At 66.5% G+C, this 12,797-nt stretch carries 21 protein-coding genes; 10 read left to right on the top strand and 11 right to left on the bottom strand.

Features of this window, described 5'->3' with window-relative positions; all coding sequences use genetic code 11:
• Positions 1-42: 42 nt before the first annotated feature.
• From FCT00_RS15405 to FCT00_RS15355, 11 genes are all read right to left on the bottom strand, one after another.
• Entirely contained in the window at positions 43-690 is a 648-nt protein-coding gene (locus tag FCT00_RS15405; protein WP_138423706.1) for a hypothetical protein, read from the bottom strand.
• 406 nt (positions 691-1,096) lie between these two features.
• Positions 1,097-2,911 (bottom strand): DNA primase family protein, encoded by a 1,815-nt coding sequence (locus tag FCT00_RS15400; RefSeq protein ID WP_138423705.1) that lies wholly within the window; start codon positions 2,909-2,911, stop codon positions 1,097-1,099.
• A complete protein-coding gene (locus tag FCT00_RS15395; protein WP_138423704.1) occupies positions 2,908-3,129 on the bottom strand; it encodes a hypothetical protein in 222 nt (73 codons plus the stop codon). The genes FCT00_RS15400 and FCT00_RS15395 overlap by 4 nt, the downstream gene beginning before the upstream one ends.
• Positions 3,126-4,247, bottom strand: coding sequence for a DUF7146 domain-containing protein (locus tag FCT00_RS15390; protein WP_235889108.1), 1,122 nt, complete (start codon positions 4,245-4,247; stop codon positions 3,126-3,128). Before FCT00_RS15390 ends, FCT00_RS15395 begins: the two co-directional genes overlap by 4 nt.
• Positions 4,237-4,524, bottom strand: a complete 288-nt coding sequence (locus FCT00_RS15385) for a hypothetical protein (RefSeq protein ID WP_138423703.1) — start codon at positions 4,522-4,524, stop codon at positions 4,237-4,239. The genes FCT00_RS15390 and FCT00_RS15385 overlap by 11 nt, the downstream gene beginning before the upstream one ends.
• Positions 4,525-4,550: 26 nt before the next feature.
• Positions 4,551-5,195, bottom strand: coding sequence for an MT-A70 family methyltransferase (locus FCT00_RS15380; protein ID WP_235889106.1), 645 nt, complete (start codon positions 5,193-5,195; stop codon positions 4,551-4,553).
• On the bottom strand, positions 5,192-5,545 hold the full coding sequence (locus FCT00_RS21685) for a hypothetical protein (protein WP_235889104.1): 354 nt from the start codon (positions 5,543-5,545) through the stop codon (positions 5,192-5,194). Before FCT00_RS21685 ends, FCT00_RS15380 begins: the two co-directional genes overlap by 4 nt.
• Positions 5,542-6,063 (bottom strand): YfbR-like 5'-deoxynucleotidase, encoded by a 522-nt coding sequence (locus FCT00_RS15370; protein WP_138423702.1) that lies wholly within the window; start codon positions 6,061-6,063, stop codon positions 5,542-5,544. Before FCT00_RS15370 ends, FCT00_RS21685 begins: the two co-directional genes overlap by 4 nt.
• A complete protein-coding gene (locus FCT00_RS15365) occupies positions 6,056-6,256 on the bottom strand; it encodes a hypothetical protein (protein WP_138423701.1) in 201 nt (66 codons plus the stop codon). Before FCT00_RS15365 ends, FCT00_RS15370 begins: the two co-directional genes overlap by 8 nt.
• Before the next feature lie 217 nt (positions 6,257-6,473).
• Positions 6,474-6,950 carry a hypothetical protein gene (locus FCT00_RS15360; protein WP_138423700.1) on the bottom strand — a complete coding sequence of 159 codons (477 nt, stop codon included), beginning with the start codon at positions 6,948-6,950 and terminating at the stop codon, positions 6,474-6,476.
• Positions 6,951-7,098: 148 nt separating this feature from the next.
• Positions 7,099-7,371 carry a hypothetical protein gene (locus FCT00_RS15355; RefSeq protein ID WP_138423699.1) on the bottom strand — a complete coding sequence of 91 codons (273 nt, stop codon included), beginning with the start codon at positions 7,369-7,371 and terminating at the stop codon, positions 7,099-7,101.
• 89 nt (positions 7,372-7,460) lie between these two features.
• On the opposite strand from FCT00_RS15355, the gene FCT00_RS15350 reads away from it, so the two are divergent.
• From FCT00_RS15350 to FCT00_RS15305, 10 genes are all read left to right on the top strand, one after another.
• Positions 7,461-7,757, top strand: coding sequence for a helix-turn-helix domain-containing protein (locus FCT00_RS15350; protein ID WP_171043012.1), 297 nt, complete (start codon positions 7,461-7,463; stop codon positions 7,755-7,757).
• 213 nt (positions 7,758-7,970) lie between these two features.
• Positions 7,971-8,189, top strand: coding sequence for a hypothetical protein (locus tag FCT00_RS15345; RefSeq protein WP_138423697.1), 219 nt, complete (start codon positions 7,971-7,973; stop codon positions 8,187-8,189).
• A gap of 31 nt (positions 8,190-8,220) precedes the next feature.
• Positions 8,221-8,481 carry a hypothetical protein gene (locus FCT00_RS15340; protein ID WP_138423696.1) on the top strand — a complete coding sequence of 87 codons (261 nt, stop codon included), beginning with the start codon at positions 8,221-8,223 and terminating at the stop codon, positions 8,479-8,481.
• The gene (locus FCT00_RS15335; protein ID WP_138423695.1) at positions 8,478-8,843 is read left to right on the top strand and encodes a hypothetical protein; all 366 of its coding nucleotides are present in this window, start codon (positions 8,478-8,480) and stop codon (positions 8,841-8,843) included. The genes FCT00_RS15340 and FCT00_RS15335 overlap by 4 nt, the downstream gene beginning before the upstream one ends.
• Complete coding sequence (locus tag FCT00_RS15330) at positions 8,840-9,292, top strand: hypothetical protein (protein WP_138423694.1); 453 nt, start codon at positions 8,840-8,842, stop codon at positions 9,290-9,292. Before FCT00_RS15335 ends, FCT00_RS15330 begins: the two co-directional genes overlap by 4 nt.
• Positions 9,289-9,564, top strand: a complete 276-nt coding sequence (locus FCT00_RS15325) for a hypothetical protein (RefSeq protein WP_138423693.1) — start codon at positions 9,289-9,291, stop codon at positions 9,562-9,564. The genes FCT00_RS15330 and FCT00_RS15325 overlap by 4 nt, the downstream gene beginning before the upstream one ends.
• A gap of 112 nt (positions 9,565-9,676) precedes the next feature.
• Positions 9,677-10,810 carry a DUF5131 family protein gene (locus FCT00_RS15320; protein ID WP_138423692.1) on the top strand — a complete coding sequence of 378 codons (1,134 nt, stop codon included), beginning with the start codon at positions 9,677-9,679 and terminating at the stop codon, positions 10,808-10,810.
• Positions 10,807-11,193 carry a DUF4031 domain-containing protein gene (locus FCT00_RS15315; RefSeq protein ID WP_138423691.1) on the top strand — a complete coding sequence of 129 codons (387 nt, stop codon included), beginning with the start codon at positions 10,807-10,809 and terminating at the stop codon, positions 11,191-11,193. The genes FCT00_RS15320 and FCT00_RS15315 overlap by 4 nt, the downstream gene beginning before the upstream one ends.
• A gap of 91 nt (positions 11,194-11,284) precedes the next feature.
• Positions 11,285-11,542 carry an Acb2/Tad1 domain-containing protein gene (locus FCT00_RS15310; protein ID WP_138423690.1) on the top strand — a complete coding sequence of 86 codons (258 nt, stop codon included), beginning with the start codon at positions 11,285-11,287 and terminating at the stop codon, positions 11,540-11,542.
• A gap of 196 nt (positions 11,543-11,738) precedes the next feature.
• Positions 11,739-12,794, top strand: coding sequence for a tyrosine-type recombinase/integrase (locus FCT00_RS15305; protein WP_138423689.1), 1,056 nt, complete (start codon positions 11,739-11,741; stop codon positions 12,792-12,794).
• The last annotated feature ends 3 nt before the right edge of the window (positions 12,795-12,797 follow it).

Here is a 12,797-nt window from a genome sequence, read left to right as displayed (position 1 = left end):
CGGGCGCACACGTGGTAACGGCAATCTGTCAAGAGATTGGGATCAGGTCAATCCCTTTTTTCCCCAGGGCCGGACTGGCGGCATCTCTGCCGTGACCCGAAAAGCCGACAGCGGGCTGTCGACCGAGAGACAATGGCGCACCTCGTTCAAGGCCGACCACCATTGCAGGTAGGACCGTCGAGCACGTCCGATCTCAGCGGCCGTGTCGTAAAACCGGATCGGGCAGGCAAAGCCATACTTGTCGGGGATCCAAGTCGCGGGCCACTGACCCGTGCCGCGCCAGAACTCCCGCTCCGCATAGAAGCCTGTCTTGTGGCGTCGCCACCCGACCGGCTCGCAGCGCGGGCAGGCATCCGGCCGCCAGTCTGGCATGCTCCCGGTCCGCGCGAGCTCGGCCATGTAGAGCGCCATGCGGCGACCGCCATAGACCTCGGGCAGCACGGTCACGGCCGAGGCGACCAGATCCGCATCCGGGTGCGAGGCCGATGAGCCACCGCCATCAGGTCGGCATCCCAGCCGAGCCTGCTCGAGCAGAACCCACTCGTTGCCGACCCGGACGTGCGGCCCGGTCTCGTCGAAGTCCAAGCTCGCACCCTCCAGCCGGAACGCCCACTGCACGAGCGCCCAGATCCCGACGTCGATCACCTTACCTCGCACCGGCCGGGCGACCTCGCCCCGCTGTTTTTCCACCAGTTTGTCCCATTGCCGCACCGCCATCATGCCGGACCTCTATATGTTGTGGGCTTTGTCGCCACTTTGCCCAAGTATTGATTGTTGCTCGATTTCGCAGGGAGTTTAGGGAGGTCAGGGAGGTTTCATGGGAGGATAGATCGAACTCGGAGAGACGAGTGCTGGATCAGGGAAACAAGGGCGATGGAGGCCGGTGTGGGAGGACAGGGAGGTCAGGGAGGAACAATCCACCCTAACGCATGAGCCCACCTTTTCGCCGCCCCCAGACCCCGGTTTATACGCGCGCGTGTATAGGCCCAAATGTTCCTCCCTGACCTCCCTGACCTCCCATCGATGAACACAAGCCACTGTCGTTAAAGCCTTTTCCCCCGAACCCCGATCAGGTGCCCATCCTCCCACGGCCGTCTCAATCCTCCCATTCCTCCCGTGGATCAGCGGACGCGGGGTCCGGGGTCGCCACATCGCCCGCCAAGAACTGGCCTCGATGGTCGCGCGGCGCGTTGTCGAGCTCGCGCTTGAACGTGTCGGTGAGCCGGATCCCGTCGTAGAACACGGTCGAGGCCTTGCGTTTGGTGAAGGTCTGCCCGCCGTTCGGATGGCGCCATCGTTCGGCCTTGTCGGACAGGCGGCGCGACACAGTGCGCGCTTTCCAGGCCCCGTGGGCGTTCTGGATGAGCCAGAACGTGAAGGCCTCGCCGAGCCGCGCCGACGACAGACTGTCCTCCGGGCGGCCGGTCACGATGGTGCAGGAGGTCAGGAAATCGCCGGTCGGATCCTGATCGGCCCGGAACTCGGCGGTCGCCGCGACGACCTTCTCGGGCGGCGCGAGGCCGATCTCGCGAAACTGGTTCAGCCCGGCGACCAGCCACTGGAAGATCCCGTCGCGTTCCTCCCAGAGCTTCTCCACGAGATGCGGATCGCGCTCGTGCTCGGGGATCTGCTCATCGAACGGCACCATGAGGAACCGGCGCCAGATGCCGTCGTCGGTGCCCCGAATGTCGGGCTTGTGGTTGCCCGACATGGTCATCTTGAACCGGGGATGCACCTCGATGAAGTCCGAGTGCAGCGCGCGCACCATGATGGGCTCGCCGCCGGTGAGCTCTTTGATCAGTCCCTCCTGCAGCTTCGCGCCCTCTTCGGGCTCGGACGTTCGCACCAGGCGCGCCCCGATGAGCGGGATGAGATCGGGCGTGGCCTCGCCGCCACCGCGCCGGTTCGTGCCGGTGAGGCTTTCGATGCGCGCGGTCGCCGCGTAGTCGCCAAGGATGCGCGACAGGACATCGACGAGCACCGACTTACCATTCGCCCCCGAGCCGTAGAGAAACACCATGTTCTGCAACGGCTCGGCCGTCATCGAGACACCGAACCATCTCTGCAGGAAAGCCCGGTTTGCATGATCGGGCATAATGCGATCGAGGAAGGCGTCAAAGCGCGGCGCGGTGGCGCCCTCGCGGAATTCGACCGGCATGATCTTGGTCAGGCGCTGCTCACGCGCATGCGGCACGAGCTCGATTCCGGCATAGCGAAACACCCGGCCATCGTCGGCCGCCTCTTCACGCACGGTGGAGCGTAGAACACCGGAAAGACAATTCACCTCGAAGGGCTCGGCGTCGAGGGCGTCGAGCGGCACGGCGAGCGCGGTCTGGCTCTCTCCGATCATGTTCCTGATCGGCCCGGAATTCCCGGCATTGCGGGCGAGCGTCCGGCGCCGGTTGTGCAGATCCCGGCGGCGCTTCTTCAGGGCCTCGATCCGGGTGAGTTTCATCTTGGCCTCGGCCAGCTCGAGCCGTTCCTCGTCGGTCGGCTCGGATTTCAACGCCAGCGCGTCGCGTTGCCCGGCGATCTGGGGTTCGTCTGCAATGAGGCGCATTTCGGGCTCGGGCAGCCTGATGTGATCTAGCTCCTCCAGGATAAGTGCGCCGATCTTCTGCGCGCGTCGGCGCACTTCGAGCTCGTCGGGATCGGCCGCCCAGACGGTGCCGGTCCAAGTGAACCACCCGACGCGCGGCACATACATGAGATCGTCGCCAAAATGGATCACGAACCGTTGGCCGTTGCCCACGTCGTTCTCGGTCTGCTGGCTTGCCGCATAGATAGGATCGATGGGCTCATCGCTTTCGGGCGGTTCACCATCCCCCGGGGTGCGGGGTGGGGCGCCGCCCTCCATCGGCGTGACACGTTCGGGCGACGACAGCGCCCGGCGGACATCCTCGGTGCTCACTCCTCCAACTCCTTTTTTAGAGCTTCGAGACCAGACACGGTCTCGGCATATTGGGCGGCGAACCGCCGGGTCTTGGTGCGTTCGCACTTTCGGTCGCGGAGCTCGCGGTAGAACGCGAGGCGCGAGGCGAGCTCTTCGACCGGGAAACGGTCGGTGTGGACCGGCCCCTCGATCAAAACGTCGCGGCCGTCCGGGGTGAGGGTGACAACCTTTGTCACTCCGGATCCTCTTCGAGCAGCATGTCGTTTAGATCCTTGCCCGGATCGCAGGTGACGATCTCGCCCACGAGCCCGGGCACGAGTGCCATTGCCCGGCGCAAACCGGCCTCCAGCTTGGCCCGGGTCATGGCGGGCTGGCTGTCGCCATCCATGAGAAAGATGAGGCGGCGCACCCAGGACGGCGGCACGAACGCCTCGGTGTCCGCGAGATCCGGTAAGCCCGACCAGCGCCGGCCATCCTCAGCGCGCGCCATTCGGCCTGCCATATTGCCCAAATCGATCCCGGCCCAATAAGCCGCGTCTTGGTATTGATCGAGGTGCATGGCCGAGAGGGTGGTCTCGATGCCTTCGCCCATCACGAGCGTGGTGCAGCCTTTCGCCGACGACAGCCGGATCGCGCCGCCCTTCTTGGAGCCGCGCACCATCTTCGCCGCCTGCGCTTCGCCCCCGTAGAGGATCCGAGCCTTCTGACCGGGCTGGTCAGGGTCAAGCCAAGTCTGATGAACGGCAGTGACCTGATCGCCCGGCGACAGCACGGCGGAGATCATCGCCGGACCTGTGTGCAGGGTCCGCACTGACCCGTCGATCTTCTTGCGATAGGGGTGCGCGCCGAGAAATCGGATGGTTGGCGGGAACCGTCGCACCGGCACTCCTCGTGCCGCAAGATAATCGGCCGCGAGCGTTCCATGCGGATCCACGGCGGCCCGCCAAATCCGCCGGCCGTCCTCGATCGCCTTGCGGCGGAACCGTGCCGCGTCGGCCTCGCGTTTGCGTTCCGCCCGCTCGGCGGCCGCGCGGCGGCGGCGGCGCTCCTCGTCGGAGATCTCGATCGCGCGCGCGCCGACCAGATAATCGAGGGCCGCGCCGAACTCGCAGGACAGGACATGGCGCACCAGATCGATGCCCGAGCCGTGCGCGCCGCAGACCCGGCAGTTAAACACGCCCTTTTGAGGGTTGATGGCGAAACGATCTCGCCCGCCGCACTGTGGGCAAGGGCCGACGATCTCGCCGCCCGCCCGTTTCAGGTCTGGGATGGCGAGACGTTGCGCGACGTCCGAAATCGGAATCGAGCGCGCCGCTTCGAGGCGATCTCTGGCCAGCTGCCGGTCATAACCCACAGTCCGCCCTCCGTTGCCAATCGAACACCGGCCGCTCTTTGGCATCCGGTTCGGCGTCACCTTCGAACGGGAAGGTGGCCTGCACCCATTCCACAAGGGCCTCACCCGCGCGCTGTTGCTGGCCGCAGCCGAGCCCGTCGAGGTAGAAGCGGACCGCCTCGGCGGCGGCATCGTCGTGGCGCAGGGGATCACCCAGAAACACGATCGAAAGGCTTAACCCGTCCCGCACGGTCGCCCGGCCGTCCCGGGCCTTCATGCCCGCCGCGAGGGCGGCCATCGGGAAAGAGAACGGCCTCGGCGACATCAGACGGTCCCCGCCGAAGCAAATTTGTCGGTCTGGTTGCCCCAAACGTGCCAGCCCGGCCGGGCCTGCCGCGAAAAGAGCTCAATGCGTTGAACGTCGGGCAAGAGCGCCTCGGCGGCCGCGAATGCCTCATCAGGCTTGCGCGAGTGCTCGCGCGCCACAGCCTCGATGGTGATCGAGGATGCGGGCCAGTCGCCCGCCAAGAGATCGACCCTCTCATAGGTGGGAATGACCGAGCGCACCCGCCGGGTGGCGCGCGGTTTGCCAATCTTGCCGATGAGGAAGGGCTCATTGGACGAACGCAGGACATAGCCGGTCCCGAAGGCGCTCTTGCCGTGGATCGTTCGCTTGTTCCACGACCCTGCGGTCGTATAGGTGAAACCCCAAGCGTCGAGCACATCGAACGCGTCACGCAACATCGGATTGGTGGCCCAGAGCCACAGAAGGCAATTGTCGGCCGCGAGCGCCGAGACGGGCAGGCCTTTGATCCAGTCGAGCGGAGTGCAATCGTAATGCGCGGTCGCATTTCGACCCTCACCCTTGGCCGAGAAATTCTCGAAGCGCCACGGCGGGTCGGCCATGATGAGCCCGAACCCGCCGCCCGGCCGCAGAGCCGCGAACTCCTGAACCAGGGCGCGGGTCACGCGTCGCCTCCGATGAGCCCGCAATCGCAGATCCTCGGCCGCTCGCCGTTAGGTCCACGGTTGAACCAGAAGGCCGGGCGCGGGGCGCGCTCGCGATAGACGTTGATGATCCATCCGCGATCCTTGCATAGGCGGCAATCGGGACCGGCAACGGCGCGGGGCGTGGGCGGTTTTGCCCCCATGGACTTTGCGCTCGCGCGAACCGCCCGCGCGACGACAGCCTTGTGGCGCTGGCGCACTGTCGAGACATAAGCGGCCTCGATGCCGAGCTCACGTGCGATGTCCGCGTTTCGAGCCTCCGGCGCGCGCCGGATCGCTTTGAGGATCGCGTCCTTCTTCAGGGCAGTCATCCGCGCCACCCCATGCGCTCGATCGCGTCGCAGACCTGCTCGGCCTGCCGAGGCAGGTCCGACAGGAGCTCGGCGGTTGAGCGGATAAGAGCCGCCCGCGCCTCGGGCCAGCCATCGCCATAGAGAACATACGGCGCATGGTGAGCGGCCCACATATACGCATCGAGCCGGTCCGCGAACTTGAGCCAAGTCCGGTCGGTCACGCTCAGGTCATCGGGTGAGATCAGATCGTCCCAAAGCTCGCGCGTGGCGCGGGCCTCTATCTCGGCCAGTCGCGTGGCAAACGCGGGGTCAGCATCCTTTGTCGGCGCCTTGATGTCGCCGACGACACTCTCGCCGTCGTCGTGGGTCAGGGCCTCGCGGATGAGCGCGAAGGACGGGTTCGGATGCAACGCGATCAGGATCCGCGCGACGCGAGCCGAATGTCCGTCGATGCGGTCGCAGGTGTGCGCGAGATCGGGGTTCATGTGCCAGCGGCGCACGAACCCGGCGCGGAATATTGCGACCAGATTAGGCATCCTCTGCACCGAGCCCGAGAACCTCTTCGAGGTCGGCCTTTGCCTTGTCGAATGCGACGGTGTTCTGCTCGCGCGCCGCCATAATGAGCTCGACGGCGAGCTCCGTGGTTCGGTCGACTTTCTGAACGACGGCCGAGGCGATCCGGTCGACCTCGTCGTCATCGAAGCTGGCGTTCAGGACAGGATCGGGCATAGCGCACCTCCGAGGATTGGTCGGCCGGGTGCCGCGCCGAGCACGAGGGGCGCTCGGGTCACGACAAACCCGGCCTGCGGGCGCGGCCTGCAACGCACCCGGTCTGGATTGGAAACTGGTCCGCGCCGGGCACCGAGGGAGGAGGATCGGGTGACCCGGCGCTGCAGCGACCGGCCGCGCGCCCCGGCCGATGGTGGGATGGATGCGAGCGCGGCGGTCACCGGGCGGCCTCGATGATGGCATCGAGCGCCGCGTCCATCCGCAACGCGGCCGCGACGAGCTCGCCGAGCTCGCGCCGTTGCCGTAGCGCCTCGTCGACGGTGTAGCCCGCCGGATCCTCCGAACGGTCGGAATGAACGTGGGCATGCGTCGAGATCACGTCCGAAAACTCGCGGGTGATCTCATGGATATCGGTCTCGCTCGGCGGGCCGAGATCGACGGGCCGAAACACCCCGCCAGCGAGACGCGCAAAATGCTCCGCGAGCGGCACGGCGGCGGCGGGCTCCATGCGCCCGAGGCGGTCAAGGTGATTGACGCCGAGGCCGCCGGGTCGGTCTTCGTTCTGCGCCGTGGCGTAGGAGAGGGTCGCGATGGACAGACCGAGATCGGTGGCGGCGGCCTCTATGCCGCCGACGCTTCGGTAGGCCTCGGAGATGGCCGACTGGATGGATCCGGGCCGGTTGCGTCGGGTCATGTGAAATCTCCGTGGTCGGTTTCGCAAGACTGGTGCGCCGAATCGGACACATGATCCGGGCATGACCGCCTCGACGCGCCATAAGCCGCCTGCTGCCGGGCCTCGTCGCCACCGAGGCCCGGCAGCATCGTGGCTGGCGCGCACCGGATCATGCGGCGGTCTCCTGCGGCCCGAGATCGACGGTCGTCGCACCGGGCGCGGCGTGGAGGCGGACAATGTCCTCGGCCGTGAGGGCAAAGCCCCGCGCCGCAGCGGCCCGCAGGACATCGAAGTGGTAGGGTGCCGGAATGCCGTTTTCGGGCCACTTGTAGACGGCCGCGAGGGTCACCCGGGCATGGCCCAGGTGCGCGAGATCGTCGACCAACGCCTGCCGGTTGGGCCAGAGATCGATCACTTCGCGGAGGGTGGTCGGCGTTTGCATCCCTCTCCGCTACTGGAAATTTATTCCAGTTTCAAGTCCCCGAAAAAATTTGGATCGAGCGCATGCAGGTGATCGGCCTAGTTTGCGGCATGAAATCGACACCCCCGCTGCCACGGGTCGACCTCGACGGAGTCGGCCGCCGCCTCGAGGCGCTGCGCGAGGCATTGGGCCTGACGCGCAAGGAATTTGCTGAGAGTTTCGGCCTCGACGCGTCCAGCTACACCAAGACGGCAGCTGGCGAAAAAGCGTTGCGCAGTGAGGCCGGGTTCATCATTTCCGAGCGATGGGGCGTCTCTATGGACTTCCTCTACCGTGGACGGATGAACGACCTGCCCGACAGCCTCCGGCAACAGATCCTCGCCAGTTTGAACGGCCAGGCCGAATAAGCTCGGTCGATCGAGACCCCGAACCGATCACAAAAACCAAACAGCGCCCTGTCGTGCAGGGCGAATACATCCTTTTGCATAATGCTTCGCGCTCTCCCCTTGGCGGCTGTTCATGGCCGCGCGAACCTTCATACTGGAAAATAATTCCACTCACCATATTGACACTAGAAAAATTTTCCAGTCCCTAATGGGCCACCTAACGGAGGCCCGAAAATGCAGACGCAAACCCAAATACCGCCCCGGGGTCGCTTCGACGCGATCCGGATCCTTGCGAACCCGAGCGCCCATACTCCGACCCTTCTTCAGCTGGCGCGCCTGACGCTGGCCACGGCCGCCGGGGCGCCGCAGATCCAATCGGCCCGGCATTGCCTGAAGGCGCCGGGCGTCAAGGCGCAACTGACGGTTATCCCCGGCGGGCGGGCCGAAACATGATCTGCGTCAACTTTTTGCGGCCGGAACAATGGTGGCGATCCATACCCTCGGGTCGGGCGGTGCGCCCATGACCGGCGCGAGCTTCGGATTTCTGGTGGGCCAGATTTGTATGATGGGCCTTGCGGGCTGCGTCCTGACGGTCATTTGCGCCTTCATCGTCGAGCAGTGGCGATCCCCGTGGATGGTCGTCGCGACAATCACGGCCGTGCTCTTTCTCGGCTGGATGGTCCCGAGCCCGATCAATTACGCGGCCATCGGCGGACAGGCGCGCCCGGTAGAGGTTCGGCCATGAGCCGCGCCGATTTCCTGACCCGACTGGCCCGCCTTCCGCGCGCCGAGTGGTTCGATGCGTTTCAGGGTGAGGCGCAAGAGACCGGCGGCCGGTTCGAACCGTTCAGCGCAGCCGCCGGGGTGCAACTCCACGGTGCCTGCGTCGCCACCACGGGCGGCCTCGAGCGTCTCTACGACCTCTGGATCGCCCGGGCGGCCGAGCTCGAGAACGTCGCGTGGGCGCGGGCCGTTCTGTTGGACCTGCGCTCAAAGCCGCGAGAGCGGCGCAAGGCGGCGCGGATGGTGATCGCGAACACGACGGATCGCGTGGCTCGCGTCCGCGCGCGCCACGCTCTAACGCAGCTTGGCGAGGTGCGCCCGTGACCTTCCGCACGACACGCGACACCCGTTCGCCAGATCCAGATCAACAGAATCCCTTCGTGCTGGCGGTAGACTATCAGCCGGACGAACTCCCTGCCCCCCGCGCCTTGGGAGAGGGCGCGGCCGGGCTGACTGCCGGGGGTGTCGAGCCACGCTCCACCCCCGGCCTTTTCTTGCGGATCCGGCGCGCCCTCGGCTGGGTCGACCGGGCGGCGGCGGGCGCCATCACTCACGGCCCCCGAGACGGGAAAGCCCGCCGCCGCCTCCGAGCCGCCGAGCATGCCAGCGCCATGCTGGCCGCCGACGCTTTGGACAGCCTCGGCCCAGAGACGGCACTGGCCATCGTGGGCATGCATCTGCGCATCCGCGACGACCTCGCGGCCGAGGATCTGCATGTGCTGGCGAACGCATTGTCCCGCCGGGCCGACGAGATCGAGCGGAGCGGGCGATGAAACAGACCTGCTTGCACCCCGATTGCAACCGAAGCCTTCGCGCCGAGAACCGCTCCGGCCTGTGCCAGAAACACGCGCACAACGCCCGGCTCTGCCGCTGCGACCGTTGCTGGCGCAAGCGGGGCGGTGCGCCCGAGATCGCCCCGCCCGCGCCGCGTCCGCCCCGTGAGGGCGTGGTGCAGGTCGAGGTGCGGAATGTCTGGCCGAGCTCGCTCACTTTGGGCGAACGGCTGGTCTCCTTGCCCGAGGCGCCGTGGGGCGGCGCGGCATGACGCGTGACCCCTTCCTCTTGCCAGATGGCACCGTGCCGCACGTCGAAGAGCGGATCATGATGTTCGAAAATCAGATAGCGGACCGCGAGCGTCGGATGAACGGGAGGCGATCATGAGCGACGGAACGACGATCGAATGGACCGACGCGACCTGGAACCCGATCACGGGCTGCACGGTCGTCTCCCCCGGCTGCACCAACTGCTATGCGATGGGGCTGGCTGGAACACGGCTGAAGCACCACACGAGCCGCGTGGGGCTGACGGACATGAGCCGCGCCGGGCCGGTCTGGAACGGCGAGGTCCGGTTCAACGAGCAATGGCTTGACCAGCCGCTCCGGTGGCGCAGGCCGCGCAACATCTTCGTCTGCGCGCATGGCGACCTGTTTCACCCTGCGGTGCCCGACGAGTGGATCGACCGGGTGTTCGCCGTCATGGCGTTGGCCCCGCATCATCGGTTTCAGGTGCTCACGAAGCGCGCGGATCGGATGCAGGAGTATGTGTCGAACCTTCCGAACCGCCAGTCGGGTGACCCGAGATGGCCGCATAACCCCCTCGAAGAGGCTGCGTTCGACATGTTCGAGGATAGGGGGTTTGATGGCGATCCCGCTTCAACGCGGGCCTATGAAGCCGTCCAGAACTGGCCCCTCCCGAACGTCTGGCTTGGCGTCTCGGTCGAGGACCAGACCCGCGCGGACGAGCGTATCCCCGACCTGCTCGCCACCCCCGCTGCCGTCCGCTGGATCAGCGCCGAGCCGCTTCTTGGGTCGGTGGATTTGACCGCGCTCTGCAATGGACATCATTTCACGGACGCCCTGCGCGGACTGGAATATCATGACGACCCTGACGGTGTGCCGCACTACCGGGCAATCCCGCCGTCAGGGTCTCCGCGTCTCGGAGAACGTGCGTCTCGCCTCGATTGGGTCGTGGTAGGCGGCGAAAGCGGGCCGAACGCCCGCCCCATGCACCCGGATTGGGCGCGGTCCCTGCGCGACCAGTGTCAGGCGGCGGGCGTGGCGTATTTCTTTAAGCAGTGGGGGGCGTGGATGGCGACACTAGACCGAGATCGCGACGACCCGGACTGGCGACATGATTATCCGAAGGTCGCACCCGCCCCCCGCTTTCGGTTTCTCAATCTTGAAGGCGGCCACGGCTTCCACGGTGAGCGCGTCCACGTCATGCGCAACGTCGGCAAGGCCCGCGCCGGGCGCCTACTCGATGGCCGGGAATGGAACGAGGTGCCGACATGACCGTCTACGTCGACACCATGCGCGCACGGTTTGGCCGGATGACGATGTGCCACATGATCGCGGACAGTAACGCCGGGCTCATCGCGATGGCAGACCGGATCGGGGTGCAGCGCAAGTGGATTCAGAACGCCGGGACGTATCGCGAGCATTTCGACATCGCCCTGTCGAAGCGCAAGCTCGCGATCGAGGCCGGGGCGGTCGAGGTCTCGATGGTGGAGCTCGGCCGCATCCTACGGGCGCGGAGGATGTCGGGCTGCAAACAGATTGCCGGGCGACCCGGCTCAGAGGTGGAGAGGGACCAGCTGCGGGGGGACGACCACGTAAACGTCAAGGGTCCGCAGCCCGTGTCGAGGAACGGGCCGGCCGTGCGAACCGGCCGCTGAAAATCTGAGGGAGTGGTGTCGGGCGCTCCTAAAATCCCCCCGGCGCCCGGCCTGATGCGTCAGGCCTCAACTCAGCAAACAGAGGAAAATCATGAACTCGAACATCGACAGCACGAGCGACGCGCGGACGGCGAACAACGCGGTCCGCCATAAATACCGAACCCTGAGCGATGCCGAAAAGGCGCAGATGCAGGAGGTCAAAGACATGGGCGCTGCCCTGATCACGAAGCTTCACGAGATTGGCGGCACGGACGTCGAAGGGGATCGTTTCGGATCCCGTGACCTCTCGCTCGCCAACACCCACATCGAGGACGCCGTTATGCGCGCGGTCCGCCACATTACGGCCTGACGCACCCGATGACCCCGCTCCTGTCTTCCGACGAGGCGCTCGCCTACTTGTCCGCGCTCGGGGTTCACACCTCGCGCACCGGACTTGACACAGCGCGTCGCGAGGGCAGGCTGCGGTGGGTCCGCACCCGTGGGCGGGTCCGGGTGCAATACCGGCCCGAGGATCTGGTCGAGGCGTTCATCGAGGAAGGGACAGCATGGGGCTCACACTCAAGCGGCGCGGCAAGATCTACTACCTGCGCGGCACCGTCGCAGGACAGCGCGTATATGAAAGCACTGGCCTTGACGACCGGGCGGCGGCCGACCTCGTCCGCACCCGACGCGAACAAGAGATCGTCGACCGTGTCACCCTTGGCACGTCCGCGTCGCTGACCTTCGCCGAGGCAGCACTCACCTATCTCGAAACCGGCGGCGAGGCGCGCTTCCTGCGCCCGCTGCTCGAGCATTTCGGGCCGCGCACCCGTTTGACCGACATCGACAACGACCAGGTCGCCCGCGCGGCCCGCGCGCTCTATCCCAACGCGGCCCCCGCGACCGTGAACCGGCAGGTGATCACCCCGATCTCGGCTGTCTATCAGCTGGCGGCCGATGAGGGGAAGGTCAGCCCCCGGCGTTTCCGGCGCCGCAAGCCCTCGGCCGCGCGCACCCGCTGGCTGACCCCTGCCGAGGCCGAACGTCTGATCGAAGTCTGCGACCAGCGCCTGCGCCCGATGGTCATGACCCTGCTCGGCACCGGGTGCCGGACCTCCGAACTGTTCCGAATGACGGCCGAGGATCTGCACCTCGGCACCTCCGAAGCTTGGGTCGGGCAGGCGAAGAACGGTGAGGCGCGGATGGTGCGCTATCCGGCGCGCACCCGGCGCGCCCTGATCACGGCCGACCTGCCCGAGCTCGGCGCGCTGTTTCGGACCCCGAAGGGCAAGCCCTACGCCGTGCGCCAAGGGCGCGGCGGGCAGATCGAAGCGGCGTTCGGGCAGGCGCGCGCGGCGGCCGGGCTCGGCGACGAGGTAACCCCGCACGTTCTGCGCCACACTTGGGCGACATGGCACTGGTCGCAGAACCGCGACCTCTTGGAGCTCATGCGTTCGGGCGGGTGGAAGAAGTCAGACGTGGCGATGGCCTACACGAAACTGGCACCGGCCGATCTGGGGGAACAGCTGCTCGCGAATGGGTGGGATTTCCGGCCGCATCCGGTCGGGCAGGAGAGGCCCGACGCGAAGGTTCCGGCTGCGGGCATGAGGGTCGTGAAGTAAAGG

Source organism: Maritimibacter alexandrii (genome assembly GCF_005871115.1).
Taxonomy (GTDB): Bacteria; Pseudomonadota; Alphaproteobacteria; order Rhodobacterales; family Rhodobacteraceae; genus Maritimibacter; species Maritimibacter alkaliphilus.
Note: the sequence above shows the minus strand (reverse complement) of the source record. Positions and strands in the feature narration are given on the sequence as shown.